General features: G+C 65.3%; 30 protein-coding genes and 1 tRNA gene. 17 read left to right on the top strand and 14 right to left on the bottom strand.

The window, feature by feature from the left end:
- Window positions 1–259 precede the first annotated feature (259 nt).
- The 4 genes from N3C64_RS06195 to N3C64_RS06180 all read right to left on the bottom strand — a co-directional run bounded on the left by N3C64_RS06195 (window position 260) and on the right by N3C64_RS06180 (window position 2462).
- Window positions 260–778 (bottom strand): copper chaperone PCu(A)C, encoded by a 519-nt coding sequence (locus tag N3C64_RS06195; protein ID WP_260012872.1) that lies wholly within the window; start codon window positions 776–778, stop codon window positions 260–262.
- Window positions 779–820: 42 nt separating this feature from the next.
- Window positions 821–1174, bottom strand: a complete 354-nt coding sequence (locus tag N3C64_RS06190) for a hypothetical protein (protein WP_260012870.1) — start codon at window positions 1172–1174, stop codon at window positions 821–823.
- Window positions 1175–1299: 125 nt separating this feature from the next.
- Complete coding sequence (gene rpmB, locus N3C64_RS06185) at window positions 1300–1587, bottom strand: 50S ribosomal protein L28 (protein ID WP_218628912.1); 288 nt, start codon at window positions 1585–1587, stop codon at window positions 1300–1302.
- A 185-nt stretch (window positions 1588–1772) separates the two neighbouring features.
- Complete coding sequence (locus N3C64_RS06180; protein WP_260012869.1) at window positions 1773–2462, bottom strand: NAD-dependent deacylase; 690 nt, start codon at window positions 2460–2462, stop codon at window positions 1773–1775.
- Between the two features lie 21 nt (window positions 2463–2483).
- On the opposite strand from N3C64_RS06180, the gene N3C64_RS06175 reads away from it, so the two are divergent.
- Window positions 2484–2939 (top strand): low molecular weight protein-tyrosine-phosphatase, encoded by a 456-nt coding sequence (locus N3C64_RS06175; RefSeq protein ID WP_260013120.1) that lies wholly within the window; start codon window positions 2484–2486, stop codon window positions 2937–2939.
- Here the strand turns inward: N3C64_RS06175 and N3C64_RS06170 are convergent.
- Window positions 2924–3226 carry a hypothetical protein gene (locus N3C64_RS06170; RefSeq protein WP_218628909.1) on the bottom strand — a complete coding sequence of 101 codons (303 nt, stop codon included), beginning with the start codon at window positions 3224–3226 and terminating at the stop codon, window positions 2924–2926. The two genes, N3C64_RS06175 and N3C64_RS06170, sit on opposite strands and share 16 nt — an antisense overlap.
- A 185-nt stretch (window positions 3227–3411) precedes the next feature.
- A complete protein-coding gene (locus tag N3C64_RS06165) occupies window positions 3412–3600 on the bottom strand; it encodes a heavy-metal-associated domain-containing protein (protein ID WP_218628908.1) in 189 nt (62 codons plus the stop codon).
- Window positions 3601–3756: 156 nt separating this feature from the next.
- Between N3C64_RS06165 and lepA the strand changes: the two genes are divergently transcribed.
- On the top strand, window positions 3757–5556 hold the full coding sequence (lepA, locus tag N3C64_RS06160; protein WP_218628907.1) for a translation elongation factor 4: 1800 nt from the start codon (window positions 3757–3759) through the stop codon (window positions 5554–5556).
- A 33-nt stretch (window positions 5557–5589) separates the two neighbouring features.
- Here lepA and N3C64_RS06155 read toward each other — a convergent pair whose 3' ends face one another.
- Window positions 5590–5757, bottom strand: coding sequence for an entericidin A/B family lipoprotein (locus tag N3C64_RS06155; protein ID WP_375546099.1), 168 nt, complete (start codon window positions 5755–5757; stop codon window positions 5590–5592).
- Between the two features lie 105 nt (window positions 5758–5862).
- Window positions 5863–5938, bottom strand: a tRNA-Lys gene (locus N3C64_RS06150).
- Between the two features lie 219 nt (window positions 5939–6157).
- On the opposite strand from N3C64_RS06150, the gene dapF reads away from it, so the two are divergent.
- From dapF to N3C64_RS06115, 7 genes are all read left to right on the top strand, one after another.
- Window positions 6158–6991, top strand: a complete 834-nt coding sequence (gene dapF / locus N3C64_RS06145; RefSeq protein ID WP_260012864.1) for a diaminopimelate epimerase — start codon at window positions 6158–6160, stop codon at window positions 6989–6991.
- The gene (mtaB, locus tag N3C64_RS06140) at window positions 6988–8253 is read left to right on the top strand and encodes a tRNA (N(6)-L-threonylcarbamoyladenosine(37)-C(2))-methylthiotransferase MtaB (protein ID WP_260012863.1); all 1266 of its coding nucleotides are present in this window, start codon (window positions 6988–6990) and stop codon (window positions 8251–8253) included. Before dapF ends, mtaB begins: the two co-directional genes overlap by 4 nt.
- Window positions 8254–8344: 91 nt before the next feature.
- A complete protein-coding gene (arfB, locus tag N3C64_RS06135; RefSeq protein WP_218628904.1) occupies window positions 8345–8767 on the top strand; it encodes an alternative ribosome rescue aminoacyl-tRNA hydrolase ArfB in 423 nt (140 codons plus the stop codon).
- Window positions 8757–10022, top strand: a complete 1266-nt coding sequence (locus tag N3C64_RS06130) for an aspartate aminotransferase family protein (protein WP_260012862.1) — start codon at window positions 8757–8759, stop codon at window positions 10020–10022. The genes arfB and N3C64_RS06130 overlap by 11 nt, the downstream gene beginning before the upstream one ends.
- Window positions 10019–10987 (top strand): phosphotransferase enzyme family protein, encoded by a 969-nt coding sequence (locus N3C64_RS06125; protein WP_260012861.1) that lies wholly within the window; start codon window positions 10019–10021, stop codon window positions 10985–10987. Before N3C64_RS06130 ends, N3C64_RS06125 begins: the two co-directional genes overlap by 4 nt.
- Window positions 10984–11430 (top strand): NUDIX hydrolase, encoded by a 447-nt coding sequence (locus N3C64_RS06120; protein WP_260012860.1) that lies wholly within the window; start codon window positions 10984–10986, stop codon window positions 11428–11430. The genes N3C64_RS06125 and N3C64_RS06120 overlap by 4 nt, the downstream gene beginning before the upstream one ends.
- 93 nt (window positions 11431–11523) lie before the next feature.
- Complete coding sequence (locus tag N3C64_RS06115; protein ID WP_260012859.1) at window positions 11524–12996, top strand: inorganic phosphate transporter; 1473 nt, start codon at window positions 11524–11526, stop codon at window positions 12994–12996.
- On the opposite strand, the gene pncB is transcribed toward N3C64_RS06115, so the two are convergent.
- Window positions 12993–14300 (bottom strand): nicotinate phosphoribosyltransferase, encoded by a 1308-nt coding sequence (gene pncB, locus N3C64_RS06110; protein WP_260012858.1) that lies wholly within the window; start codon window positions 14298–14300, stop codon window positions 12993–12995. The genes N3C64_RS06115 and pncB overlap by 4 nt on opposite strands.
- A 13-nt stretch (window positions 14301–14313) precedes the next feature.
- On the bottom strand, window positions 14314–14922 hold the full coding sequence (gene pncA / locus N3C64_RS06105; RefSeq protein ID WP_260012855.1) for a bifunctional nicotinamidase/pyrazinamidase: 609 nt from the start codon (window positions 14920–14922) through the stop codon (window positions 14314–14316).
- 83 nt (window positions 14923–15005) lie between these two features.
- On the opposite strand from pncA, the gene N3C64_RS06100 reads away from it, so the two are divergent.
- Window positions 15006–15521 (top strand): hypothetical protein, encoded by a 516-nt coding sequence (locus tag N3C64_RS06100; RefSeq protein WP_260012853.1) that lies wholly within the window; start codon window positions 15006–15008, stop codon window positions 15519–15521.
- 46 nt (window positions 15522–15567) lie between these two features.
- Window positions 15568–16488, top strand: a complete 921-nt coding sequence (gene trhO / locus N3C64_RS06095) for an oxygen-dependent tRNA uridine(34) hydroxylase TrhO (RefSeq protein ID WP_260012851.1) — start codon at window positions 15568–15570, stop codon at window positions 16486–16488.
- On the opposite strand, the gene N3C64_RS06090 is transcribed toward trhO, so the two are convergent.
- Window positions 16470–16622, bottom strand: coding sequence for a hypothetical protein (locus tag N3C64_RS06090; RefSeq protein ID WP_218628895.1), 153 nt, complete (start codon window positions 16620–16622; stop codon window positions 16470–16472). The genes trhO and N3C64_RS06090 overlap by 19 nt on opposite strands.
- Window positions 16623–16777: 155 nt before the next feature.
- Here N3C64_RS06090 and mbfA point away from each other — a divergent pair, with 155 nt between their 5' ends.
- Genes mbfA through N3C64_RS06060 form a run of 6 tightly spaced genes read left to right on the top strand, consistent with a single transcriptional unit; the run spans window position 16778 to window position 21532 of the window.
- Complete coding sequence (mbfA, locus tag N3C64_RS06085; RefSeq protein WP_260012849.1) at window positions 16778–17755, top strand: iron exporter MbfA; 978 nt, start codon at window positions 16778–16780, stop codon at window positions 17753–17755.
- Between the two features lie 41 nt (window positions 17756–17796).
- Entirely contained in the window at window positions 17797–18714 is a 918-nt protein-coding gene (locus N3C64_RS06080; RefSeq protein WP_218628893.1) for an AEC family transporter, read from the top strand.
- Between the two features lie 8 nt (window positions 18715–18722).
- The gene (fghA, locus tag N3C64_RS06075) at window positions 18723–19553 is read left to right on the top strand and encodes an S-formylglutathione hydrolase (protein ID WP_260012846.1); all 831 of its coding nucleotides are present in this window, start codon (window positions 18723–18725) and stop codon (window positions 19551–19553) included.
- Complete coding sequence (locus N3C64_RS06070; RefSeq protein WP_260012844.1) at window positions 19550–20005, top strand: YaiI/YqxD family protein; 456 nt, start codon at window positions 19550–19552, stop codon at window positions 20003–20005. The genes fghA and N3C64_RS06070 overlap by 4 nt, the downstream gene beginning before the upstream one ends.
- Window positions 19998–20615, top strand: a complete 618-nt coding sequence (locus N3C64_RS06065) for an HAD family hydrolase (RefSeq protein ID WP_260012841.1) — start codon at window positions 19998–20000, stop codon at window positions 20613–20615. The genes N3C64_RS06070 and N3C64_RS06065 overlap by 8 nt, the downstream gene beginning before the upstream one ends.
- Window positions 20612–21532 (top strand): ornithine cyclodeaminase family protein, encoded by a 921-nt coding sequence (locus N3C64_RS06060; protein ID WP_260012834.1) that lies wholly within the window; start codon window positions 20612–20614, stop codon window positions 21530–21532. The genes N3C64_RS06065 and N3C64_RS06060 overlap by 4 nt, the downstream gene beginning before the upstream one ends.
- Here the strand turns inward: N3C64_RS06060 and dxs are convergent, their stop codons facing one another.
- The 3 genes from dxs to N3C64_RS06045 are packed head-to-tail and all read right to left on the bottom strand — an operon-like array spanning window position 21533 to window position 24571.
- Entirely contained in the window at window positions 21533–23443 is a 1911-nt protein-coding gene (gene dxs / locus N3C64_RS06055; protein WP_260012832.1) for a 1-deoxy-D-xylulose-5-phosphate synthase, read from the bottom strand.
- Between the two features lie 13 nt (window positions 23444–23456).
- Window positions 23457–24323: a polyprenyl synthetase family protein gene (locus tag N3C64_RS06050; RefSeq protein WP_260012831.1), complete on the bottom strand. Its 867-nt coding sequence runs from the start codon at window positions 24321–24323 to the stop codon at window positions 23457–23459.
- Window positions 24323–24571, bottom strand: coding sequence for an exodeoxyribonuclease VII small subunit (locus N3C64_RS06045; protein ID WP_260012829.1), 249 nt, complete (start codon window positions 24569–24571; stop codon window positions 24323–24325). The genes N3C64_RS06050 and N3C64_RS06045 overlap by 1 nt, the downstream gene beginning before the upstream one ends.
- Between the last annotated feature and the right edge of the window lie 130 nt (window positions 24572–24701).

Genomic DNA, 24701 nt, shown 5'->3' with positions numbered 1-24701 from the left:
ATGAACGAAGCCCCGGTCGATGCGCCGGGGCTTTTCGTTTTGGGACGTTCCCTGCCTCCATCCGCGAGGGCACGTGGGCGGAGGCAGGGCCGTTCCGGATCATGGGGCCGGTCGTCGGGAACCGACCGGGCCGCAATCAAGGGAAGTGGCCAGAAACCCGTTCGGGAAGCCGGGCCTGACCGCACGACACACCGCCCGCTCGGGAAAGAGGCGGAGGCCGGTCGTTTCGGCAACCGCCATTTCTGGCGGCGCCGACAGATTAGTTGGAGGGCATATTCTTATGCTCGGGCATCTTCCCTTCGGGCGCACCGTTCATCATCTGCATCCCGCCCATCGCTGCGGCATCGCGCTTGAGGTCGACCGGGATGTCGACCGCAACCTCGCCTGCCTTCTCGAAGGTCAGAACGACATGGACCGTATCGCCATCGTTGAGCGACTGACGCAGGCCCAGGAACATCACATGGTCCGCGCCGCGCTTGAGCTCGTGCGTGCCATGCGCAGCCACCGGGAAGCCTTCCTTCACCTCGACCATCTGCATCACCCCGTTGGCATCGGAGATATGGGTGTGCAACTCGACCCGGTCAGCGATATCCGAGGCCGCTCCGATCAGTCGATCGTCGTCAGCACCGTGATTCTCGATGACCATGAAGGCCGCGCCGGATTTCGACATCATGGTCGAGACGCGGGCATAGGGGTCGGTGATCATGATGTCGCTGGCGAAAGCGGGCGCAGCGAAGGCGACCGCCGCGGCGGTCATGAGAAGTTTGAAGCGGGACATACTCGTCTCCAGTCTGATCTTGGTTCGGGTTAGGCGAAGGGATCAGGCCGAAAGCGGGGGGCCGCGCGCGCGCGGGGTCAGGGCCGACTGGGCGCTGAGGCTGGCAGGCTCGGGCGCTTCGAGGTGCACGACCATGCCCTCGGGACGCATGAGGACAGGCGGCGCTTCATCCAGCGCGGCCATCATGCCCAGCACCATGTCGGGACAGAGATGAACGGGGCCGACAGGGTCCCCGTTTTCATCGACCGAGACCGTGGTGAGGCCGTAGCCGGTGCAGATCACGATCTCGCCGGCAACACGCGTCTGCCCGCGGGCAACGGCCATCGTCAGGCTCGTCGCCGCAAGGATAGCCGCCAGCAGGATCGCCACGGCACTCTGTGCGTACTTCCGGTTCATGGCTGCAATCTAGCCGCCTGCGCGGGCGCGCGCCATGCCTTTAGTCAAGCCGAATTGCCGCAGGTCGCGCAAAAGCAAAAACCCCGCCGATGGCGGGGCAATCGCTTGACTAACGCGTGTCAGGATCAGGCGGCAGCCTGGGCCTTCACGATCGCTTTCTTGATCTTCAGCGCGTTGTCCGACAGCTCGGCGTCCTTGGCCTTGAGCAGGTAGGAGTCGAGACCACCGCGGTGGTCGACCGAGCGCAGGCCGGCGGCCGAAATGCGCAGCTTGAACGACTGACCCAGAACGTCCGAGATCAGGGTCACTTCGTTGAGGTTCGGCAGGAAGCGGCGACGCGTCTTGTTGTTCGCGTGGCTCACGTTGTTGCCCGTGATCGGGCCCTTGCCGGTCAGTTCGCAAACGCGCGACATGGCGTAAATCCTTCGTTTCCTCGGGGCGCGTGTCCGCCCGCTTCTCAACACAAACGAACGCCGCGAATGGCAGCGCCCGGAAATTCGTTTGGGGGGCATACGGGCAAAGCCGGGCGGCGTCAAGCGATTCATGCGGGCATTCTGTTGGCCGCGCACTCATTTTCATCGTAACGCCGCAGCGCCCCTCAGCCCAGCATTTCACGCACCCAGGCGGGAACAATCGCCGTGGCGGGGCCGTGCCGGGCCTCGTCGAAATAGCGGCTGCCCGCCGAGGGTTCGAGGTTCAGTTCAAGCGTGGGCACCCCGGCATGACCGGCATCGGCGACGAATCCGGCCGCCGGGTAGACGTTCCCCGAGGTGCCGATCGACACGAAGAGATCCGCCGCCCGCAGCGCGGTCCAGATTTCTTCCATCTGATAGGGCATTTCGCCGAACCAAACGATGTCGGGCCGTGTGGCAGGCTTTTGGCAGGCGGGGCAGGGATCGCGCGGCGCCATCTCGGCGGGCGCGGGCCAGCGATGGCCGCAGGAATGGCACAGCGCGCCCGTCAGAGTGCCGTGCATGTGGATGACATTGGCCGAGCCGCCACGCTCGTGCAGATCATCCACGTTTTGCGTGACCACAAGCACCTCGTGGCGGCCGTCTTGCTCGAGCTCGGCCAGCGCGCGATGGGCGGCATTCGGCGCGGCTGCGGCGGCTGCGGCGCGGCGGGCATTGTAGAAGCGATGCACCAGCCCCGGATCGGCCATGAAACCCTCGGGGGTCGCGACATCCTCGATGCGATGCTCCTCCCATAACCCGTCCGAGGCCCGAAACGTCCGAATCCCGCTTTCGGCGGAAATTCCCGCCCCGGTCAGAATCACGATCTTGGCCATTGCCGCTCCTCTCGCTACATGTTGCTTATGCGTATCCTGTTTCTCTGCCTAGGCAACATCTGCCGCTCTCCCGCCGCCGAGGGCGTGTTTCGTGAAATGGCCGCCCGCGCGGGTCTGGAGGCTGAGGCCGACAGCGCTGGAACGGGCGACTGGCACCGGGGCGAGCCGCCCTATGGCCCGATGCAGGCCGCCGCCAGCGCGCGTGGCTACGATCTGAGCAGCCTGCGCGCGCGCCAGCTGACACGCGATGATTTCGAGCGGTTCGACCTGATCCTGGCGATGGATGGCAAGAACCTGAAAGATGCCGAGCGGATTCGGCCCGCGGGCGCCCGCGCGCAGCTGCGGCTGTTTCTAGATGCGAAAACGGGCACGCAAGACGTGCCCGACCCCTATTACACCCGTGATTTCGATGGCTGCCTCGACCTGATCGAGGATGGCGCGCGCCGCCTGATCGCCGTGCTTCAGCCGCCGCAGTAACCCTCGGCTGCCGCCGCGAAGTTCTTGTAGCGGTCCCAGAACGCCTCGTCGGCCTTGCGGTCCGACATACGCACTTCCTGTGCCTTCTCCGGGTCTTTGAACAGCTTGGCCGCGCGACGCTGGTCCGAACGGCTCAGCGTCATGTCGGCCACTTGCTGGATACATCCGCATAGCGCGCGGTTGGCGCTGTTGCGGTTCGCGCCCATGCAGGCGCCGTCAATCGGACCCGCCGAGGCCTGAGTGGCGCCCATGACGAGACATGCCGCCGCAAGAATGGTGAACTTCATGACTACTGCCCCGCGTTCTGCCTTGAGTTGGCGGGATTGGTCCCCGCCTTTGTTTGCGGGCGCACCATAGCCGATTCTGGCGCAAATCGCAACGAAACCGCCCCTTTGGCCCGTCGGCGCGCGAAAAAGACGCAGCGCGCGCAAGCTGTGGATGGGCTTAGCAGGCGCAGCCCCAACCGCTAGCGTTACTCGATCACCTCGGCCTCGTAGCCGGCAGCCTTGAGCGCGGCCAGAACCGTTGCCTCGGGCAGGCCGTTCACCTCGACCTCGCGGTCGGCAAGATTGATGTCGGCCTTGCCGCCGACCTCGACGATGGCGGCCTCGACGGCGGCCTTGCAATGACCGCAGGTCATGTTCGGAACGGAAAGGATCATGGCTTTCTCCTGATCTGATAGGCGCTAGATTGAGTATCTGGCCCGCGCGGTCAATGGCCTCGGGCCCGGCTGCGCCGCTTGCCGCGAAAATACCGCGGCGGGCGCGGTGTTCAATCCCCCTTCCCGGCCCCTTTTTTTGCAGATATATGCGCGCCCATGACCCAGCTCGATCACATCCGCAATTTCTCCATCGTGGCGCATATCGACCACGGCAAATCCACCCTTGCCGACCGGCTCATCCAGATGACCGGCACGGTGGCTGCGCGCGACATGAAGGCGCAGATGCTCGACTCGATGGATATCGAGCGGGAGCGGGGCATCACCATCAAGGCCAACACCGTGCGGATCGAGTATCCCGCCAAGGACGGCCAGACCTATATCCTGAACCTGATCGACACCCCCGGCCACGTCGACTTCGCCTATGAAGTCTCGCGCTCGATGCGCGCGGTCGAGGGCTCGCTGCTGGTGGTCGATGCGTCGCAAGGGGTCGAGGCGCAGACGCTGGCGAACGTCTATCAGGCGATCGACGCGGGGCATGAGATCGTGCCCGTTCTGAACAAGATCGACCTGCCCGCCGCCGACCCGGATGCGGTGAAGGCCAATATCGAAGATGTCATCGGCATCGACGCCTCGGACGCGATCCCGATCTCGGCCAAGACCGGTCTGGGTATTCCCGATGTGCTTGAGGCCATCGTGCAGCGCCTGCCCTCGCCCAAGGGCGACCGCAACGCGCCGCTCAAGGCGATGCTGGTCGACAGCTGGTACGACCCCTACCTGGGCGTTGTCGTCATGATCCGCGTGATGGACGGCGTCATCAAGAAGGGTGACCGGATCAAGATGATGCAGACCGGCGCGGTCTATGGCATCGACAAGCTCGCCGTGCTGAAGCCCCAAATGGTAGACATCGCCGAACTGGGCCCGGGCGAGATCGGTGTGCTGACCGCCTCGATCAAGCAGGTGCGCGATACCCGCGTGGGCGACACGATCACGCATGAGCGTAAACCCTGCGACAAGCCGCTGGCGGGCTTCAAACCCGCTCAGCCGGTGGTGTTCTGCGGTCTCTTCCCGGTCGATGCGAATGATTTCGAAGCCCTGCGCGACGCGATCGAGAAGCTCGCGCTGAACGACGCCTCGTTCAGCTACGAGATGGAGACTTCGGCTGCGCTTGGCTTTGGCTTCCGCTGCGGCTTCCTTGGGCTGCTGCACCTCGAGGTGATCCGCGACCGTCTGGAGCGCGAATATGACCTCGACCTGATCACCACCGCGCCGAGCGTGGTGTTCAAGCTGCACATGAAAGACGGTGAGGTGCGCGATCTGCACAACCCCGCCGACATGCCCGACCTGACCTATGTCGATCACATCCAGGAGCCGCGCATCAAGGCCACGATCATGGTGCCCGACGAGTATCTGGGCGATGTGCTCAAACTCTGCCAGGATCGCCGCGGTATCCAGCTGGACCTGACCTATGCCGGTTCGCGCGCCATGGTGGTCTATGACCTGCCGCTGGCCGAGGTTGTCTTCGACTTCTACGACCGTCTGAAATCGGTCACCAAGGGCTACGCGAGCTTCGACTATCAGCTGAGCGAGTATCGCGAGGATTTCCTCGTGAAGATGTCGATCCTGGTGAACGACGAGCCGGTCGATGCGCTCTCGATCATGGTGCATCGCGACCGCGCCGAATCGCGTGGCCGCGCCATGGTGGAAAAGCTCAAGGAACTGATCCCGCGGCACATGTTCAAGATCCCGATCCAGGCGGCCATCGGCGGCCGCGTGATCGCGCGTGAGACGCTCAGCGCGATGCGCAAGGACGTGACCGCCAAGTGCTACGGCGGCGACGCGACGCGGAAGAAGAAGCTGCTTGAGAAGCAGAAGGCCGGCAAGAAGAAGATGCGCCAGTTCGGGAAGGTCGAAATCCCGCAATCGGCCTTCATCTCGGCCCTCAAGATGGACAACTGAAAAGGGCGCCCTCGGGCGCCCTTTTTCGTTCGATCAGTATTGCGATTGCACCTCGGCGGCCTCGCGGCTGACAGCCGCGCCTGCGGTTTGCAGGTCACGGCCCGCACCCTTGACGGTTTCGCAGGCGCTCAGCGCGGCGAGGGCGAGCAGGGGGATCAGGTATTTGCGCATCGGGGTCTCCTCGTATCGTGCAGGCGCCATGGCCCGAAAGTATCGAAGAGATATTTGGGAATACTGCGCCGCTTGGTCAATTGCGAAAACGCCACGGCAAGCCGCAGCGTGTCACGTTGCATCAGGTGGAGGGAGTGGTGAGCCGTGCAGGATTCGAACCTGCGACCCACTGATTAAAAGTCAGTTGCTCTACCAACTGAGCTAACGGCCCACTCTTCTCGCGTGAAGCAGGTTAGTACCCTGTTTTCCCCTTGCGGGTCAAGCTGTTAGCTTGCTCACTCTGTTCTGCGCGATGGCGGTTCAGTGTGGCGCGGCGCCTTGGCTCGTCACTGAGCGGCTCTCTAAAGGCCCACGCACGGGGGGTCAAGGCCGAATCTTCGGAAATTTTGCGCATCTGGAAAAAACCTATCGGCAGGCGTATATGCCCGGCATGAACAGCACACTGACCCCTCTGACCGGCCTGCGTTTCATGAAGATGCATGGTCTGGGCAACGACTTTGTGGTGATCGACGCGCGTGATGGCGTCGATCCGGTGACGCCTGCGCTGGCGCGTGCGGTGGGTGATCGGAATCGGGGCGTGGGCTTTGATCAGCTTGCGGTGATCCTGCCTTCGCAAGCGGCTGATTTCGCGCTGGAATTCTGGAACTCGGATGGCTCGAAAGCGGGCGCTTGCGGCAATGCCACGCGCTGCGTATCGGACTGGATGATGCGCCAGTTGGGCAAGGACGCTGTCACCCTGACCACCGCGCGCGGCACGCTTTCGGCGCGTCGGCGCGAAGACGGGCTCGTTTCGGTCAACATGGGCGCGCCGATTCTAGAGGCAGCTGCGATTCCGGTCGCGGCGGAACCCATGCATCTGCCGCTGGCGGGTGACCCGGTGGCCGTGGGCATGGGCAACCCGCATTGCATCTATTTCGTCGCGGATGCCGAGGCCGTGGATGTCGCGGGTCTTGGCCCGCAGATCGAGCATGACCCGCTCTTCCCCGAGCGCACCAATGTCGAATTTGCCTCGCTCATCGCGCCGGACCATTTGCGCATGCGGGTGTGGGAGCGCGGGGCGGGCATCACGCTGGCTTGTGGCTCGGGCACCTGTGCCACCGCCGTTGCCGCGCATCTGCGCGGGCTGACCGGGCGGCATGTGATCGTCGATGTGGACGGTGGGCGGCTTGAGATCGACTGGCGCGACGATGGCGTCTGGATGACCGGCCCGACCGCGCTGGTGTTCGAGGGCGTCCTGAGCCCCGCATTCCTGGCCAGCGCATGAAAGCCCCGGTCTTTGCCACGCTCGGCTGCCGTCTCAACGCCTATGAGACGGAGGCGATGAAGGAGCTCTCTGCCCAGGCGGGGATCGAGAACGCCGTGGTCGTCAATACCTGCGCGGTGACCGCCGAGGCGGTGCGCAAGGCCAAGCAGGAGATCCGTCGGCTGTCGCGGGAAAACCCCGGCGCGCCGATCATCGTGACGGGATGCGCCGCGCAGACCGAACCCGAGACCTTTGCGGCGATGGAAGAGGTCACGCGGGTCATTGGCAACCATGAGAAGATGCTGGCCGAGACCTGGTCGGGCATCGGTGCCGAGATGCGTGGCCCGGACTTCATCGGCGAGACCGAGAAGGTCCAGGTCGATGACATCATGTCGGTCAAGGAGACCGCAGGCCATCTGATTGACGGTTTCGGCCGCCATCGAGCTTATGTGCAGGTCCAGAACGGCTGCGATCACCGCTGCACCTTCTGCATCATTCCCTTCGGGCGGGGCAATTCGCGCTCGGTCCCGGCGGGGGTAGTGGTCGAGCAGATCAAGCGGCTTGTGGATCGCGGTTTCAACGAGGTGGTGTTGACCGGGGTCGATCTGACCTCCTGGGGGGCGGATCTGCCGGGCGGGCCGCGATTGGGTGATCTGGTGATGCGCATCCTGCGGCTGGTGCCGGATCTGGCGCGGCTGCGGATTTCCTCGATCGACTCGATCGAGGCCGACGAGAACCTGATGCTGGCGATCGCGACGGAGCCGCGCTTGATGCCGCATCTGCATCTGTCGCTTCAGGCGGGGGATGACATGATCCTCAAGCGGATGAAGCGCCGCCATCTGCGCGACGATGCGATCCGGTTTTGCGAAGAGTCGCGGCGGTTGCGGCCGGGGATCGTGTTCGGCGCAGATATTATCGCCGGTTTCCCGACCGAGACCGAGGAAATGTTCGAGAACTCGCTGCGGCTGGTGGATGACTGCGGGCTGACCTTCCTGCATGTCTTCCCCTTCTCGGCGCGCAAGGGCACGCCTGCGGCGCGGATGCCGCGCGTGGCTGGCCCCGCGATCAAGGAGCGCGCGGCGCGGCTGCGTGCCAAGGGGCAGGAGGCGCTGGAACGCCATCTGGCAGCCGAGGTCGGGCAGGAGCGGGTGATCCTGACCGAGGGGCCGCGCCTTGGGCGCACCGAGTTCTTTACCGAGGTGGCCTTCGCGCGCGACATGCCCGAGGGGACGATCCTGAGCGCCCGCATTCTGGGCCATGACGGCGCGCGCCTTCTGGCGTGAGAGCCGGGGCGCTGCCCCGGACCCCGGGATATTTGCGCCACATTGAAGGCAGGGGTCTTTCGTTTTCCGCCCGGCGCGCTAGGGTCTGGCCATGCTGTGGATCAACGACACTGTGGCGATCGCCGATTGGGAGCTTTCGGAAAGCTTTACCCGCGCGCAGGGGCCGGGTGGGCAGAACGTCAACAAGGTCTCGACGGCGGTGGAGTTGCGGTTTGAGGCCGAACGCTCGCCGCATCTGACGCCGGCGGTGAAAGCGCGGCTGAAGCGGATCGCGGGACGTAAGTGGACGCAGGACGGGGCAATTCTGATCCGGGCCGAGGAGACGCGAAGCCAGTTGCGCAACCGGGAGCTGGCGCGGGAGCGGCTCGCCGAGATGATCCGCGCCGCGCTGGTTGCGCCCAAGCGGCGGGTGGCGACGAAGCCGACACTGGGCAGCCAGCGGCGCAGGCTCAAGGCCAAGACGGTGAGGGGCGAGGTGAAGTCCCTGCGCGGGAAGGTGGGCGATGACGAATGATCTGATCGCGCGGCGCGCGCGCCTGCTGGGGCCGAATGTGCCGACCTTCTACGAACAACCTGTGCATATCGTGCGCGGTGAGGGTGTATGGCTGTGGGATGCCGAGGGGCGGCGCTACCTTGATTGCTACAACAACGTCGCGCATGTCGGGCATTGCCATCCGAAGGTGGTCGAGGCGATCTCGGCCCAGGCCGCGGTGCTGAACACGCATACGCGCTACCTGCACGAGGGCATTCTGGACTATGCCGAGCGGCTCTTGGGGCATTTCGGCCATGATCTGAGCCAGATCATCATGGTTTGCACCGGGTCCGAGGCGAACGATGTGGCGCTGCGCATGGCGCAGGCGGTGACCGGCAAGACCGGGCTGATTGCGACCGACAATACCTATCATGGCAACACAACGGCGGTGGCGCATTTGTCCACCCGGCGTCCGCCGATTGGCGGTTACCCCGGCCATGTGCGCCGTGTGCCCGCGCCGGACAGTCTGGTGCCGTTGGGTGGCTCGCTGGCGGCGCAACCGCAGGCTTTTGCGGACGGCGTGGCCCGCGCGATTGCCGAGCTGGAAGAGGCCGGGCACGGGTTTGCGGGGCTGATGCTCTGTCCGATCTTCGCCAATGAGGGCACGCCTGGGATCGCGCCGGGCTTCCTTGCTCCGACTGTTGAGGTCGTGCGCCGCGCGGGCGGGTTGATCCTGTGCGATGAGGTTCAGCCGGGTTTTGGCCGTGTGGGCTCGCATTGGTGGGGGCATGAGTTTCTGGGCTTCGCGCCCGATGTGGTGACGCTTGGCAAGCCGATGGGCAATGGTCATCCGGTGGGCGCGGTGGTTGCGCGGCTCGATGTGATGGCGGCGTTTCGCGGGGCGTTCGGGTATTTCAACACATTTGGGGGCAATCCGGTGTCCTGCGCGGCGGCCATGGCGACGCTGCGCGTGATCGAAGAGGAGGGGCTAGTCGAAAACGCGCGCGACGTGGGCGGCTATGCGCTTGACCTGCTGCGCCAGTTGCGCCACCCGCTGATCGCCGATGTGCGCGGCTTCGGGCTGTTCTTCGGGATCGAGTTCGCGCAGGGCGCGCAGCCCGCCAGCGATTTCTGCGGCCGGGTGGTCGAGGCTGCCAAGGCGCGCGGCATCCTGCTGGGCCGGGTGGGGCGCGCGCAGCATATCCTCAAGATGCGCCCGCCGATGCCCTTCTCGCGCGCCAATGCCGAGCAACTGGTCGAGACGCTCGACGCGATCCTGCGCGAGATGCCTGCATGAGCGCGCGTGACGCGGCGCAGGCGCAGGCGGCACTGGCGCATTGGGGGTCGCTTGGCGCGCCGCTGCGGCTGGTCTGGCAAAGCGAGAACGTGGTCTATGAGACGACGCTGCGCGATGGAACGCGCGCGGCCCTGCGTCTGCACCGGCCGGGGTATCAGGGGCGCGAAGGTATCGAGGTTGAGCTGGAATGGTGTGAGCGCCTGGCCGCCGCAGGGGTGCCGGTGGCGCAGCCGATCCGTGCGATCAACGGGCGGCTGACGGCGGGGCTTGGCGGGCGCGTCGTTTCCTGCCTGCGCTGGATTGAGGGCACACCGATGGGGCAGGCGGATGAGCCGCTGGCCGGGTCGGCCGTGGCCGCGCGGGCGGTTGAACTGGGGGGGCTGATCGCCGCGCTGCACGACGCAAGCGATGCCGGCGCCTGCCCGGCGCCCTTCACGCGCAAGCCTTGGGACGCCGACGCGCTATTGGGGGATCAGCCGCGTTGGGGGCGGTTTTGGGAGAACCCCGCGCTGAGCGTCGAGGAGCGCGCGTTGCTGCTGGATGCGCGCGAGCTTGCGCGTGGCATCTTGGCGCAGGCGCGGGATTTCGGTCCGATCCACGCCGATGTAATCCGCACCAATGTCATGCTGGGCCCCGAGGGGATGACGCTGATCGATTTTGATGACAGCGGGCCGGGATGGCGGCTTTACGATCTGGCCTCGGCCCTGATCCAGAGCTGGGGCGATCCGGCGATGGGCCAGCAGGCGCGGGCGTTGGTGCAGGGCTATGCCGCGCGGCGCGATCTGCCCGCCGATCAGGCGCGGCTTTTGCCGCTTTTTGTGGCACTGCGGGCCTTCGCCTCGGCCGGTTGGGTCATCACCCGCGCCCCCGGCGACGCAACACGCGGTGCGGCCTATGCAAAGCGCGCGGTTGAGGCCGGGCAGGCCTTGCTGTCGGGGCGCCCTCTGTGGGAGGGTGCGCCATGATCAGGGTTATCGGCGAAGTTCTTACCGGCTTGCTCGGCTTGCGTCCGCCGCATTTGCAGGTGGGCGCGCTTTGCGTGCGCCGTCACAAGGGGAAGCGGGAGATCTTGCTGATCTCTTCGCTCGATACCGGGCGCTGGATCATTCCCAAGGGCTGGCCGATGAATGGTCGCACGCTGGCGGGCGCCGCCGCGCAAGAAGCCTGGGAAGAGGCCGGCGTGCGCGGGCAAGTGCGTCCCGGGCATATCGGCACATTCTCCTATCTCAAGAAGCGCGACAGCGGGATGCATTTGCGCTGCGAAGTTCGCGTTTTCCAGATCGAGGTTCAGAGCCTGTCCGAGCGCTACCCGGAGGCGGGTCGTCGCAAGCGGGAGTGGTTTACCAGCGAAGACGCCGCCGAGCGCGTCGCCGAAGACGGCTTGAAGCAGATTTTGCTGGCTCTGTGACGATTCCGCAGTTGTTTTGTGAGACTAAACCAGCTACCCCGCCGCCCGACTGTGACGGTTTAACGTCAGTAATATGACAAGCGGGGAGAGGGCATGGCAACGCCTCCGGTGAACCAGTGGAAAACGCTCGACAAGGATTTGGGCCGTATCGGGCGGCTGGAGGAGGCGACGATGTTCGTCTCGCGGCCGCTTGTCGCGCCGGGAATCGCCCTGGCCTTCATCGTGCTGGCGGGGATCGCGGCGGCGATCCTGATGGGCTCGCAGCCCGGCGCGCTGATCGTGATCGCGGCGGCGGCCATCGGCGCCTATATGGCGCTGAACATCGGCGCCAACGACGTTGCCAACAACATGGGCCCCGCCGTCGGCGCCAACGCGCTGACGCTGGGCGGCGCGCTGATCATCGCGGCCGTCTTTGAAACCGCAGGTGCGCTGATCGCGGGGGGAGATGTGGTCAAGACCGTCTCGACCGGCATTCTCGCGCCTGGCGTCGTGACCGACAGCGCGCATTTCGTCTGGGCCATGATGGCGGCGCTGCTGGCTGCAGCGCTCTGGCTGAATCTTGCCACCGCCGTTGGTGCGCCGGTCTCGACGACGCATTCGATCGTCGGGGGCGTTGTCGGGGCGGGGATCGTTGCGGCAGGCTTCGGGGCGGTAAACTGGAGCGCGATGGGAACCATCGCGCTGAGCTGGGTCGTCTCGCCGGTTTTGGGCGGGATCATTGCGGCGATCTTCCTGGCCTTCATCAAGGCCAATATCATGTATGCCGATGACAAGATCGCTGCCGCGCGCCGCTGGGTGCCGGTGCTGATCGGGATCATGGCCGGCGCTTTTGCCGCCTATCTCGCGATCAAGGGTCTCAAGCGGGTCTTCAGCATCTCGATGACCCATGCGCTGTTGATCGGGCTTGCTGCGGGCGTGATCTCCTGGGCGGCCTCGGTTCCGCTGATCCGGCGCCAGTCAGAGGGGCTGGAGAACCGGAAGAAGTCGCTTAAGAAACTGTTCTCGATCCCGCTTGTGGTGTCGGCGGCACTTCTGTCCTTTGCCCATGGCGCGAATGACGTGGCCAACGCGGTCGGTCCGCTGGCGGCGGTGGTTCATGCCGTCGAGGCCGGGGACATCACCGACAAGGTCGGTATCCCGATCTGGGTCATGGTGGTCGGCGCGCTTGGCATCTCGGTCGGTCTGATCCTGTTCGGACCCAAGCTGATCCGGCTCGTTGGGTCCGAGATCACCAAGCTCAACCCGATGCGCGCCTATTGCGTGGCGCTGTCGGCGGCGATCACGGTGATCGTGGCCTCGTGGCTTGGCCTGCCGGTGTCCTCGACCCATATCGCGGTCGGCGCGATCTTCGGCGTGGGCTTCTACCGCGAATGGCACGCCGAGCGCCGGGTGCGACAACTGGGTCTGCAAAAGGGCAAGCCGATCCCGCCCGAGGAACGCTCGCGCCGCCTGCTGGTGCGCCGCTCGCATATGCTGACGGTCGCTGCGGCCTGGATCATCACCGTGCCGGCCTCGGCCGGGCTTTCGGCGCTGCTTTACGTGCTGCTCAACGGGCTTGCCGGTTAAACGACGACCGGCATGGCCTCTTGCTGGCCGACCCCGAAGACGCGCTTGTAGCGGGTGATCTCATCCGCCGGTCCAAGCGCCTTTTCGGGGTTGTCAGACAGCTTGACAGTCGGGCGCCCCTCGGCGCTGATCGCCTTGCACACCAGGCTGAACGGCGCCAGCCCGCCGTCGGGCACGAGGCCGCGGAAGTCATTGGTGAGCAGCGTGCCCCAACCAAAGCTGACCCGGACCCGACCGGCGAAATGTTCGTGTAACTCGCGGATCTTCTCGACATCGAGCCCGTCCGAGAAGATCACGAGCTTCTGCGTCGGGTCTTCGCCGCGCGCCTTCCACCATTTGATCGCGGTCTCGGCCCCCTCGACCGGATCGCCCGAGTCGATGCGGATGCCCGTCCAGCCCGCGAGCCAGTCGGGCGCGTGCTCCAGAAAGCCCCTGGTTCCGTAGGTGTCGGGCAGAATGATGCGCAGGTTGCCTTCATGCTCTTCCTGCCAGTCGGCCAGAACCTTGTAGGGCGCCTCGCGCAGGGCTGCGTCGCTATCGGCCAGCGCTGCATAGACCATGGGCAGCTCATGCGCGTTGGTGCCGACGGCCTCAAGGTCGCGCCGCATGGCGATCAGGCAGTTCGAAGTACCGGTAAAGGCGCCACCCTTGGCCGCGTCGCCCAGGCCCTCGATCATCGCCTGCACGCACCAGTCCTGCCACAGGAAACCATGGCGGCGCCGCGTGCCGAAATCGGCGATGCGCAGGCCGGGGATACCCTTGAGTGCCTCGATCTTTTCCCAGACGCGGGCCATGGCGCGGGCGTAGAGCACCTGCAACTCGAACCGACCCATCGCGTTCAGCACCGCGCGCGAGCGTAGCTCCATCAGGATCGCCAGCGCCGGGATCTCCCACAGCATGACCTCGTGCCACTTGCCCTCGAAGGTCAGGTCATATTGCCCGTCGCGCACCTCAAGGTGATAGGGCGGTAGCTGGAAACCCTCGAACCACTCCATGAAATCGGGGCGGAACATCTGGCGCTTACCGTAGAAGGTATTGCCGCGCAGCCAGGTGCTTTCGCCGCGCGCCAGCCGCAGGTCACGTGCGTAGTCAAGCTGCTGGCGCAGCTCACCCTCGTCGATCAACTCGGCCAGGCGAATGGATTTCGAGCGGTTGTGCAGGCTGAAGGTGACCGTCGTGTCCCGCTTGTTGCGGAAAATCGACTGACACATCAAGAGCTTGTAGAAATCGGTGTCGATCAGGGAGCGGACGATCGGGTCGATCTTCCACTTGTGGTTATAGACGCGGGTGGCGATATCGACCATCTCGGGCCTCCTCTCATGCCGCGAGCACAACGCCGGCGGCGCGCATCGCGTCGCGCGCGGCGGCAAGCGAGCCGTTCAGGTCGATGGCGCGGCAGGCGCCCTCAAGCACCCGCACGTTGAACCCAAGTTTGGCCGCGTCGATGGCCGACCAGGCCACGCAGAAATCGAGCGCGAGACCGACAAAGGTCAGATCGGTGATGCCCCGTTCGCGCAGGTAGCCCGCAAGGCCCGTCGGCGTGGCGTGGTCGTTCTCGAAAAACGCCGAGTAGCTATCGATCTCGGGGCGAAAGCCCTTGCGGATGATCAGATCGGCCGGATCGATGGCAAGGCGCGGGTGAAGCGCCGCGCCCTTGCTGCCCCAGACGCAATGCGCGGGCCACAGCGTCTGCGGACCGTAGGGCATCTCGATTGTTTCGAAAGGCGACTTGCCATCATGCATGGCCGCGAAGGAGGAATGCTCCTCGGGGTGCCAGTCCTGCGTCAGGACGGTGACGGGGAATTCCTGCATCAGCGCGTTGATACGCGGGATAATCTCATCCCCGCCCGTGACCGCCAAGGCGCCGCCGGGGCAGAAATCATTCTGCACGTCAATCACGATCAAAGCTTCGGTTTCGCCCGACATTGTTTCCTCTTGCGTCCCAATTCTGCCAGATTCATCCTCTAGCATCGCAGGTAAGTTATTTTGTTCAAGCTGTAGGCCGCGCCATGACGACCGAGACCCTCCCGTTCTACCGCCGCCCGCTGGAGCTGCTGCTGGCGATTGCCATGTTCCTGTTCGTGCTGCTGTTTTCCTGGCATGCGGCGTTCTCGGACAACCCGATCATCTCTTACCCGGCAGATGGCGCGGGGGGGATGGGCGCGCGGGCGTTCTTCATGTTCTTCGTGGGCTGCGCGGCGGTGTTCCTGGTTGTCGGGTTGATTACCCTGATCCGCACCGCAGGCCGCAAGGAAGAGATCGTGCTGGGCCCCGACACGCTCAGTCTGCCCGGGCCGATGGGGTCGAAGCCCGTGCATATTCCCTACCGCGAGATCACGGCGCTTTGGCTGCATCGCCGCCGGGGCCGCAAGATGCTGCGCATCGCCTCGAACGGCCCGATGCGCGAGATCCTCGCCTCGAACCTGTCCGAGCATATCACCCTTGAGGATCTGCAAGAGCGGCTCGAGGCGCGTATCCGCGCAGCGCGGGCTGCGGGTGGCAACGTCTATACTTTCGCCGCCTGAGCCGCCCGGCTTGCCAGCGCCCCCGGTTCGGCGCTAGAGGGGGGCTATGTATACCGTCGCCGCCCTCTATCACTTCACCCGTTTCGAAAACCCCGCAGCGCTTCAGGCGCCGCTGGCTCGGTTGGCCTGCTCGATGGGCGTGAAAGGCTCGCTCTTGCTTGCGCGCGAAGGGATCAACGGCACCATTGCGGGCACGCGCGAGGGGATTGACGCCGTGCTGGCGCATTTGCGCGCCTTGCCGGGCTGTACGACGCTTGCATGGAAGGAAAGCGCCGCGCGAGAGATGCCTTTCGGCAAGATGAAGGTGCGCCTCAAGCGCGAGATCGTGACGATGGGCGAGCCCGATGTCGATCCGCGCGCGTCGGTCGGCCATTACGTAGCACCACAGGACTGGAACGAGCTGATCTCGGCCCCCGATGTCGTGGTGATCGACACGCGCAACGATTACGAGGTCGAGATCGGTACCTTCAAGGGCGCGATCGACCCCAAGACCCGCAGCTTCCGCGAGTTTCCGCAATGGTGGCAAGAGAACGCCGCGCGGTTCCACAACAAGCGCGTTGCGATGTTCTGCACCGGCGGTATCCGTTGCGAAAAATCGACGAACTATCTGCTTAGCCAGGGGGTGGAAGAGGTCTACCACCTCAAGGGCGGCATCCTGCAATATCTTGAGGATGTGCCCGAGACCGAAAGCCTGTGGGAGGGCGATTGTTTCGTCTTCGATGGTCGCGTCAGCCTGCGCCATGGCTTGAAGCAGGGCGATTACGACAGCTGTCACGCCTGCCGCCGCCCGGTCTCGGCCGAGGACAAGCTACGCCCGGAATTCGAGCAGGGCGTCAGCTGCCATCGCTGCATCGACGAATATTCCGATGCCGACCGCGCGCGGTTCCGCGAGCGCGAGCACCAGATGCAGCTGGCCGCCAAGCGGGGCCAGGCGCATCTTGGGGCAACTCACTCCTCGCAGGACTGAGTCGCGATATCGCAGCCCTGCGTCACTTGCTCGCCTTGGCTCGGGAAGCTCAGGCGAGGAAGATCGACGCCATAGGCTGCGGCCGAAGCGGCCGATACAGTCACCAATGCAAGGCTGAGAAGGATGCGTTTCATCTCACGTCTCCAAACTGAACGAGTCGGTTCATATGGATTATATGAACCGGTCGGTTTAGTTCCGCAAGTTGATTCTGAACTAAGCGGTTCAATATCGGCACTTGCAAGCCATGCGTTATTCCATATTTTGGAATCATTCTAAAAAGGAGCCTGCCATGATCCCCGGCCTCGCCAACCGCCGACGCTTTGCCGATCTGTCCGAGCAGGAGGTTCTGGCGCTCGCGATTTCCTCCGAGGAGGACGACGCCCGCATCTATCGCCAATACGCCGAGCATCTGCGCGCCGAATACCCTTCCTCTGCCGCCGTGTTCGAGGGTATGGCCGCCGAAGAGGATCATCACCGCCAGTCGTTGATCGAGCGTCATCAGGCGCGTTTTGGCGATGTCATTCCGCTGATCCGACGTGAACACGTTGCGGGTTTCTACGCCCGCAAGCCGATCTGGCTGACCAAGAACCTGCCACTTGAAACGATCCGCGCCGAGGCCGAGGCGATGGAGCGCGAGGCGGGCAAGTTCTACACGCTCGCCGCGCAGCGCACCTCGGATGCGGCCACGCGCAAGCTGCTTGGCGATCTGGCCGCGGCAGAGATGGGCCATGAGAAGAAAGCAACCCAGCTTGAGGCCAAGCATCTGCCCGAAGAGACCAAGGAAGAGGAGGACCGCGCCGCGCATCGCCAGTTCATCCTGACCTGGGTGCAGCCCGGCCTTGCGGGGCTGATGGATGGTTCGGTCTCGACGCTCGCGCCGATCTTCGCGACGGCCTTCGCCACGCAGGATACCTGGACGACGTTTCTCGTGGGCCTTGCAGCCTCGGTCGGTGCGGGGATCTCGATGGGCTTTACCGAGGCCGCGCATGACGATGGCGTCATCTCCGGGCGCGGCTCGCCGGTCAAGCGCGGCTTCGCCTCGGGCATCATGACGACGGTGGGCGGTCTTGGCCACGCGCTGCCCTATCTGATCCCCGATTTCTGGACCGCCACCGTGATCGCGATGATTGTCGTCTTCGTCGAGCTTTGGGCCATCGCCTGGATCCAGAACCGCTACATGGAGACGCCCTTCATGCGCGCTGTCATGCAGGTCGTTCTGGGCGGCGCGCTGGTCTTTGCCGCTGGGGTGTTGATCGGGGGAGGCTGAGGGCACTGGCGCAAGCGGAATCTGCGTGTTAGCGCTTGGCCATGCTGGAGATATTTCTCAAGACGCTTCCATTTTTCGGCCTGATCGGACTGGGCTGGTTCGCCGGTCGGATCCGTTTCTTTCCCGCCGAGGCAACGGCCTGGCTGACGAAATTCGTCTTCTATTTTGCCCTTTCGGCGATGCTCTTTCGCTTCACCGCGACGCTGAAGCTTGAGGAACTGTTCGATCCGCAGTTCTTCCTCGCCTATCTGCTGGGCTCGGCGCTCGTCTGGGTGATCGGCTTCGCGGTCGCCAAGGCGCGCGGCCGCCCGCTCAGCGAGGCCGCGATGGAGGCCCACACCGCGATGACCGGCAATACCGGCTTTCTCGGAGTGCCGATGCTGGTGGTGCTGCTCGGGCCGCCTGCTGTCGGGCCGGTGCTGATGGTGCTGGCGATCGATCTGATCGTGTTTTCCTCGATCATCACCATGATCATCACCGTGGCTCGGCACGGTCGCATTGCCGTTGCGCCGCTGGCGCTTGGTCTGGTGAAGAATCCGATGATCGTGTCGATGGCGGCGGGGCTGCTCTGGGCGGGGCTGCATATCCCCATGCCCGCGCCCTTGCAGGATTTCGTCTCGATCCTTGGGGCGGCGGCCACGCCCGGCGCGCTTTTCGCCATCGGTGCCTCGCTGGCGGACCGCTCGGCCGAGCGGGTCGCGCCGGCGATCTGGCTGTCTTCGGCCAAGCTCTTCCTGCATCCGCTGGCGGTTGGTATCGCGGCGCTCGCGGTGTTCGACGTGGAACCCTACGCCGCGGGGGTGATGATCTCCGCTGCGGCCTTGCCGGTGGCGGGAAATGTCTACATTCTGGCCGCGCATTACGGCGTTGCGCCTCAGCGCGTCTCAACCGCGATTCTGATTTCGACGGCGATCAGCATTCTGACCATTCCGGGCGTTATCGCCTGGGTTACACGATAGGAGAGCCCATGCACACGGTTTCGGAAAACAAGTGTTTTGGCGGCATGCAGGGGGTCTATACCCACCAGTCCGAGGCCACCGGATGCGCGATGACTTTTGGCCTGTTCCTGCCCGAGGAGGCCGAGCAGGGACCGGTTCCGTTGCTGTGGTATCTGTCGGGCCTGACCTGCACACATGAAAACGCGATGGTGAAGGCCGGGGCGCAGCAATGGGCGGCGGAGCATGGCATCGCGCTGTGCTTCCCCGATACCTCGCCGCGCGGTGCGCATGTGGCCAATGACGATGCGTACGATCTGGGGCAGGGCGCGGGCTTTTACGTCAACGCCACGCAAGAACCCTGGGCGCCCCATTTCCGCATGTGGGACTATATCGCCGATGAGCTGCCGCGCATCGTCACCGCCGCTTTCGACATTGACGAGGATCGCCAGTCGATCACCGGGCACTCGATGGGCGGGCATGGCGCGCTGACGCTGGCGATGCTGCTGCCGGGGCGGTTCCGCTCGGTCTCGGCATTCGCGCCGATCGCGCAGCCCTCGCAATCGGATTGGGGGCGCAAGCAACTGACGGCCTATCTGGGCGCGGATGAAAACACCTGGCTCGATCATGATGCCACCCACCTGATGAACCGGGTGGGCTTCGATGGCGATGTGCTGATCGACCAGGGCAGCGACGACCAGTTCCTTGACCTTCTGCGCCCCGAGGCGCTGGCCGCCGCGATGGCCGCGCGCCGCCAGCCGGGCGTCTTCCGCATGCAGGCGGGCTACGATCACAGCTATTTCTTCGTCTCGACCTTCATGCCTGACCATATCGCCTTCCACGCCGAGGCGCTCTGGCGGTGATCTGGGTCGATGCCGATGCCTGCCCGGTGAAGGCCGAGATCGAGCGCGTGGCGACACGCCTCGGCCATCCGGCGTCCTTCGTGTCGAACGGTGGGCTGCGCCCCTCGGCCAATCCGCTGATCCAGATGGTTTATGTGGCCGAAGGGCCGGACGTGGCCGACATGCATATCGCCGACCGCGCCGGGCGCGGCGACGTTGTGGTGACCAACGACATCCCGCTGGCCGCGAAATGCGTCGCGGCGGGGGCGCGCGTGTTGCGCCCCGATGGCGAGGCCCTGACCCCCGCCAATATCGGCAATGTCCTGGCGACGCGCGATCTGATGGCCGACCTGCGTTCGGCCGATCCGTTCCGGCAGGGCGGGGGGCGTGCGTTCTCCAAGGCCGATCGGTCGCGCTTTCTCGATGTGCTAGACCGGACCGTGCGCGCAGCAATGAGGGAAGCGAATGGTTGAAGCGGTGATCTTCGATATCGGCAACGTGCTGATCGAATGGCAGCCCGAGCGGTATTACGACCAGATCATGCCGCGCGCCGAGCGCGAGGCGATGTTCGCCGAGGTCGATCTGCACGGGATGAACGATATCATCGACCGTGGCGGTTCGTTCCGCGAGACAATCTACGACTGGGCCGAGCGTTATCCGCAGTGGCGCGAGAAGATCCGGCTGTGGCATGACGACTGGATTCAGATGGCCGCGCCGGTCATCCCGCGCTCGCTGCGGCTGATGCAGGCCTTGCAGGCGCGCGGCGTGCCGGTCTTTTCGCTGACGAATTTCGGCATCGGCTCATTCGATTATGCCTGCACGCATTATCCCTTCCTGCGCGATTTCGACCGGCCCTTCATCTCGGGGCATATGGGCGTGATCAAGCCCGAGGCGCGTATCTACGAGATGGTCGAGCAGGCTTCTGGCATGGTGGGCGCGCAGCTTCTGTTCACCGACGACCGGGCAGACAATATCGCTGCGGCGCATCTGCGCGGCTGGAAAACGCATCTCTTCGAGGGGCCGGCCGGCTGGGCCGCGCGCCTTGTGGCCGAGGGGCTATTGAGCGACGCGGAGGCGGAATGAGCATCGATATCATCGGGTCTGAGGCCGAGGGTCTGCTTGACTGGATCATCCTGACCGAGGCCTTCGAGGCGGGCCACCGCCTGCCGCGCGCCGAGGTGGCCGACACCTTCCTCTATCGCGGCGAGGACACGCTGCTGACCCGCTCGGCCTGGATCTCGGGTCTCGGAATCGCGGTGAAATCGGCCACGATCATGCCGGGCAACCCGGAGGCGGGTCTGCCCATGGTCAATGGCGCGGTGAACCTGCTCAGCGACCGCACCGGGATGCCTGAGGCCCTCGTCGACTTCAAGCTGCTCACCAAGTGGAAGACCGCAGGCGACAGCCTTCTGGCGGCGCGGCGCCTTGCCCGCCCTGACGCGCGCGAGATCCTGATCTGCGGCGCTGGCCATGTGGCCGCCTCGATGATCGAGGCTTATCGCGCGGCCTTCCCGCAGGCGCGCTTCACGATCTGGAACCGCACCCATCTGACCGCCGAGGCGCTGGCCGCGCGCACCGGTGCGCGCGCCGAGGCCGATCTGGAAACCGCCGTGCGCGGCGCCGAGATCATTGCCTGCACCACCATGTCCTCTCAGCCCTATATCCGGGGCGAGTGGCTGCAGCCGGGCACGCATCTCGACCTGATCGGCGCCTATCGGCCCGACATGCGCGAGGTCGATGACGAGACCCTGCGCCGCGCCCGCATCTTCTGCGACAGCCGCGCGACCACGATCCAGCATATCGGCGAGTTCAAGGACCCGCTCGCGCGCGGCGTGATCTCAGAGACCGATATCATCGCGGATTACTACGACATTCACGCAGGCACCTTCGCGCGCCGCTCGGACGACGAGATCACGCTGAGCAAGAATGGCGGGGGCGCGCATCTCGACCTGATCTGCGCGCAATATATCCTGCAAACCTGGCGGATCAGCCGGGCCTGATCAGGCCCGCTTCGCGACCGCCACGCCCAGAAGTTCAAGCACCTTCGCCTCGATATCCGAGGCGTTCATGCGCGCTGAGGCATACATATCCTCGGGCGACGCATGGTCGATGAACGTATCGGGCAGCACCATCGAGCGGAACTTGTAGCCCCGGTCGAACACGCCCTGATCGGACAGGAACTGCGCGACATGGCTGCCAAAGCCGCCCACCGCGCCCTCTTCGATACAGATCAGTGCCTCATGCCCGGCCACCAGCCGCAGGATCAGGTCGGTATCGAGCGGCTTGGCAAAGCGCGCGTCCGCCACGGTCGGCGCAAGGCCGCGCGCGGACAGTGCCTCGCGCGCCTTCAGTACCTCGGCCAGGCGCGTGCCGAAGCTCAGGATGGCAACGCGCGCCCCCTCGGCCACGATCCGGCCCTTGCCGATTTCCAGTGGCTGACCGCGCTCGGGCATCTCGACGCCCATGCCCTCGCCGCGCGGATAGCGGAAGGCGATGGGGCCGTCGTCATGCGCGGCAGCGGTAGCGACCATATGAACCAGTTCGGCCTCGTCGGCGGCGGCCATCACCACCATGCCAGGCAGGTTGGCCATGAATCCGATATCGTAGCTGCCCGCGTGGGTCGCGCCATCCGCGCCCACCAGGCCCGCGCGGTCGATCGCAAAGCGCACCGGCAGACGCTGGATCGCCACGTCATGCACGATCTGGTCGTAGCCGCGTTGCAGGAAGGTCGAGTAGATCGCGCAGAAGGGCTTCATCCCTGTCGCGGCCAGTCCGGCCGAGAAAGTTACGGCGTGCTGTTCGGCGATGCCCACGTCGAAGGTGCGGCGTGGGAAGCGCTCGGCGAACAGGTTCAGCCCGGTGCCATCGGGCATGGCCGCGGTGATCGCCACGATCTTCTCGTCGCCCTCGGCCTCGCGCACGAGGCTTTCGGCGAAGACCTTGGTGTAGGAGGGCGCGTTCGTGGGCGCCTTGACCTGTGCGCCGGTGATCACGTCGAACTTGGCGGTCGCGTGCCCCCGGTCGGCGCGGCTTTCGGCGGGGGCATAGCCCTTGCCCTTCTTGGTCAGCGCATGGATCAGAACGGGGCCGGTGGCGCGTGCTTTCAGCGTGCGCAGCAGCGGCAGCAGCGCGTCCAGATCGTGGCCATCGACCGGGCCGACATAGGTGAAGCCCAACTCTTCGAACAGCGTGCCGCCCACGGCCATGCCCTTGAGCATCTCTTTGGCGCGGCGCGCGCCTTCCTGGAAGGGCTCGGGCAGCAGGCTCACGGCGCCCTTGGCGACGGATTTGAGATCCTGCATCGGGCCTTCGGAATACAGCCGGGTGAGGTAGCTCGACAGCGCACCGACCGGCGGCGCGATCGACATTTCGTTGTCGTTCAGCACGACAAAGACCCGCTTGCCAAGGTGCCCTGCATGGTTCATCGCCTCGAAGGCCATGCCGCCCGACATCGCCCCGTCGCCGATCACGGCAATGGCGTCGCCCGTCTCGGCCCCCAACTCGCGCGCCATGGCAAACCCCACAGCCGCCGAGATCGAGGTGGAGCTATGCCCCGCGCCGAACGGGTCATAGTGGCTTTCCGAGCGCTTGGTGAAGCCCGAGAGGCCGTTCTTGGTGCGCAGGGTGCGGATGCGGTCGCGCCGCCCGGTCAGGATCTTGTGGGGGTAGCACTGGTGGCCCACGTCCCAGATGATCTTGTCGCGCGGCGCATCGAAAACCGCGTGCAGCGCGACGGTCAGTTCGACCACGCCAAGCCCCGCGCCCAGATGCCCGCCCGTCACCGACACCGCCGAGATCGTCTCGGCACGCAGTTCATCCGCCAGCCGGTGCAGCTCGCGGTCGGTCAGCGCCTTGAGGTCCGAGGGCAGGCGCACGCGGTCAAGGATCGGGGTAGGCGGGGTCTGGCTCATCGGCGTTCCCGTGTCATTTGTCGCGCGAGATAACGAAACGCGCCGCTTCCCGCAAGTTTTGCGCCTTTGCGCCATAGGGGGCAAGTGCGGCCTCGGCCTCGTCGATCAGGGCGGCGGCGCGGGATTTCGCGCTCTCCAGCCCCAAAAGCGAGACGAAAGTGGCCTTGCCGGCCTGCGCATCCTTGCCGACCTGCTTGCCCACAAGTGCTGCATCGCCCTCGACATCCAGAATGTCGTCGGCGATCTGGAAGGCAAGGCCAAGCGCGCGGGCATAGGCGGCCAGCGGCGCGCGGTCGGCGCCCGCAAGGATCGCGCCCGCCTCGGCGGCGAATGAGATCAGCGCGCCGGTCTTGCCTGCTTGCAGACGGGTGATTTCATCAAGCGTCAGCGGCGCCGCAGCGGTTTCGGCCGCGATGTCGAGCGCCTGGCCATAGACCATGCCCGCCGCGCCCGAGGCTTGCGCCAGCGCCGCCACAAGGGCAACGCGGCGATCTGCCGGGCCAAGGGTCGGGTCGCAGCAGAGCTCGAATGCCAGCGTTTGCAGCGCGTCTCCGGCCAGAACGGCCGTGGCCTCATCCCACTTCACATGGACGGTGGGCTGACCCCGGCGCAGAGCGTCGTCATCCATGCAGGGCATGTCGTCATGCACCAGCGAATAGGCGTGCAGCGCCTCGACCGCAGCGGCGGCGGGCAGGGCCTGCGCCTGCGAAATACCGAAGAGCGCCGCGGATTCGAGCACGAGGAACGCGCGCAGCCGTTTGCCGCCCTGCGCGGCGTAGCCGATCGCATCGCGCAGATCGCCTGCGGGCAGGCGCGCGACGGCCTGGTCCAGCGCATGCTGAACCGCAATCTGCACTTCGCTCAGACGTTCGGGAAACATCAAAGACCTTCGACCGGAACCGTTCCGGCGGGCTTTCCGCCTTCGCCTAGGGTGATCTTTTCGACCCGCTCCTCGGCGGCTTTCAGCAGTTCGGTGCAGCGCGCCTTCAAGGCGGCGCCGCGTTCATAAAGGGCGATCGACTGATCGAGCGGCACCTCGCCGCGCTCAAGCTGGTTCACCACCTGCTCCAGCGCCTTCATCGCCTCCTCGAAGCTCATCGCCGCGATCTCGGTCTGAGTGTCGGTCATTCGCCCGCTCCCCTGCCTTACGGAAACCCGGCGCCCAAGGCGCCCTGACCCTCCAAACCACATCGCGGCGCGCGTGTCGAGATCGGCTGGCGGCGCGCGGCGGGCGCGCGGGGAGGTGCGCAATAGAAAG

The sequence above is a fragment of the Sedimentimonas flavescens genome, from assembly GCF_025154035.1.
Taxonomy (GTDB): Bacteria; Pseudomonadota; Alphaproteobacteria; order Rhodobacterales; family Rhodobacteraceae; genus Rhodobacter; species Rhodobacter flavescens.
Note: the sequence above shows the minus strand (reverse complement) of the source record. Positions and strands in the feature narration are given on the sequence as shown.

Bases quoted from the DNA above. Each gene is read 5' to 3' on its own strand.
- N3C64_RS06155 (WP_375546099.1), bottom strand. From the start codon at position 5,757: ATGGCGCCTGCACGATACGAGGAGACCCCGATGCGCAAATACCTGATC.
- N3C64_RS06180 (WP_260012869.1), bottom strand. From the start codon at position 2,462: ATGGCCAAGATCGTGATTCTGACCGGGGCGGGAATTTCCGCCGAAAGC.
- trhO (WP_260012851.1), top strand. From the start codon at position 15,568: ATGTATACCGTCGCCGCCCTCTATCACTTCACCCGTTTCGAAAACCCC.
- N3C64_RS06080 (WP_218628893.1), top strand. From the start codon at position 17,797: ATGCTGGAGATATTTCTCAAGACGCTTCCATTTTTCGGCCTGATCGGA.
- N3C64_RS06195 (WP_260012872.1), bottom strand. From the start codon at position 778: ATGTCCCGCTTCAAACTTCTCATGACCGCCGCGGCGGTCGCCTTCGCT.
- N3C64_RS06130 (WP_260012862.1), top strand. From the start codon at position 8,757: ATGACGAATGATCTGATCGCGCGGCGCGCGCGCCTGCTGGGGCCGAAT.
- N3C64_RS06115 (WP_260012859.1), top strand. From the start codon at position 11,524: ATGGCAACGCCTCCGGTGAACCAGTGGAAAACGCTCGACAAGGATTTG.
- arfB (WP_218628904.1), top strand. From the start codon at position 8,345: ATGCTGTGGATCAACGACACTGTGGCGATCGCCGATTGGGAGCTTTCG.
- N3C64_RS06190 (WP_260012870.1), bottom strand. From the start codon at position 1,174: ATGAACCGGAAGTACGCACAGAGTGCCGTGGCGATCCTGCTGGCGGCT.
- mtaB (WP_260012863.1), top strand. From the start codon at position 6,988: ATGAAAGCCCCGGTCTTTGCCACGCTCGGCTGCCGTCTCAACGCCTAT.
- N3C64_RS06045 (WP_260012829.1), bottom strand. From the start codon at position 24,571: ATGACCGACACTCAGACCGAGATCGCGGCGATGAGCTTCGAGGAGGCG.
- pncA (WP_260012855.1), bottom strand. From the start codon at position 14,922: ATGTCGGGCGAAACCGAAGCTTTGATCGTGATTGACGTGCAGAATGAT.
- pncB (WP_260012858.1), bottom strand. From the start codon at position 14,300: ATGGTCGATATCGCCACCCGCGTCTATAACCACAAGTGGAAGATCGAC.
- dxs (WP_260012832.1), bottom strand. From the start codon at position 23,443: ATGAGCCAGACCCCGCCTACCCCGATCCTTGACCGCGTGCGCCTGCCC.
- N3C64_RS06100 (WP_260012853.1), top strand. From the start codon at position 15,006: ATGACGACCGAGACCCTCCCGTTCTACCGCCGCCCGCTGGAGCTGCTG.
- N3C64_RS06165 (WP_218628908.1), bottom strand. From the start codon at position 3,600: ATGATCCTTTCCGTTCCGAACATGACCTGCGGTCATTGCAAGGCCGCC.
- N3C64_RS06065 (WP_260012841.1), top strand. From the start codon at position 19,998: ATGGTTGAAGCGGTGATCTTCGATATCGGCAACGTGCTGATCGAATGG.
- N3C64_RS06090 (WP_218628895.1), bottom strand. From the start codon at position 16,622: ATGAAACGCATCCTTCTCAGCCTTGCATTGGTGACTGTATCGGCCGCT.
- fghA (WP_260012846.1), top strand. From the start codon at position 18,723: ATGCACACGGTTTCGGAAAACAAGTGTTTTGGCGGCATGCAGGGGGTC.
- mbfA (WP_260012849.1), top strand. From the start codon at position 16,778: ATGATCCCCGGCCTCGCCAACCGCCGACGCTTTGCCGATCTGTCCGAG.
- N3C64_RS06170 (WP_218628909.1), bottom strand. From the start codon at position 3,226: ATGAAGTTCACCATTCTTGCGGCGGCATGTCTCGTCATGGGCGCCACT.
- N3C64_RS06060 (WP_260012834.1), top strand. From the start codon at position 20,612: ATGAGCATCGATATCATCGGGTCTGAGGCCGAGGGTCTGCTTGACTGG.
- rpmB (WP_218628912.1), bottom strand. From the start codon at position 1,587: ATGTCGCGCGTTTGCGAACTGACCGGCAAGGGCCCGATCACGGGCAAC.
- N3C64_RS06120 (WP_260012860.1), top strand. From the start codon at position 10,984: ATGATCAGGGTTATCGGCGAAGTTCTTACCGGCTTGCTCGGCTTGCGT.
- N3C64_RS06050 (WP_260012831.1), bottom strand. From the start codon at position 24,323: ATGTTTCCCGAACGTCTGAGCGAAGTGCAGATTGCGGTTCAGCATGCG.
- N3C64_RS06125 (WP_260012861.1), top strand. From the start codon at position 10,019: ATGAGCGCGCGTGACGCGGCGCAGGCGCAGGCGGCACTGGCGCATTGG.
- dapF (WP_260012864.1), top strand. From the start codon at position 6,158: ATGAACAGCACACTGACCCCTCTGACCGGCCTGCGTTTCATGAAGATG.
- lepA (WP_218628907.1), top strand. From the start codon at position 3,757: ATGACCCAGCTCGATCACATCCGCAATTTCTCCATCGTGGCGCATATC.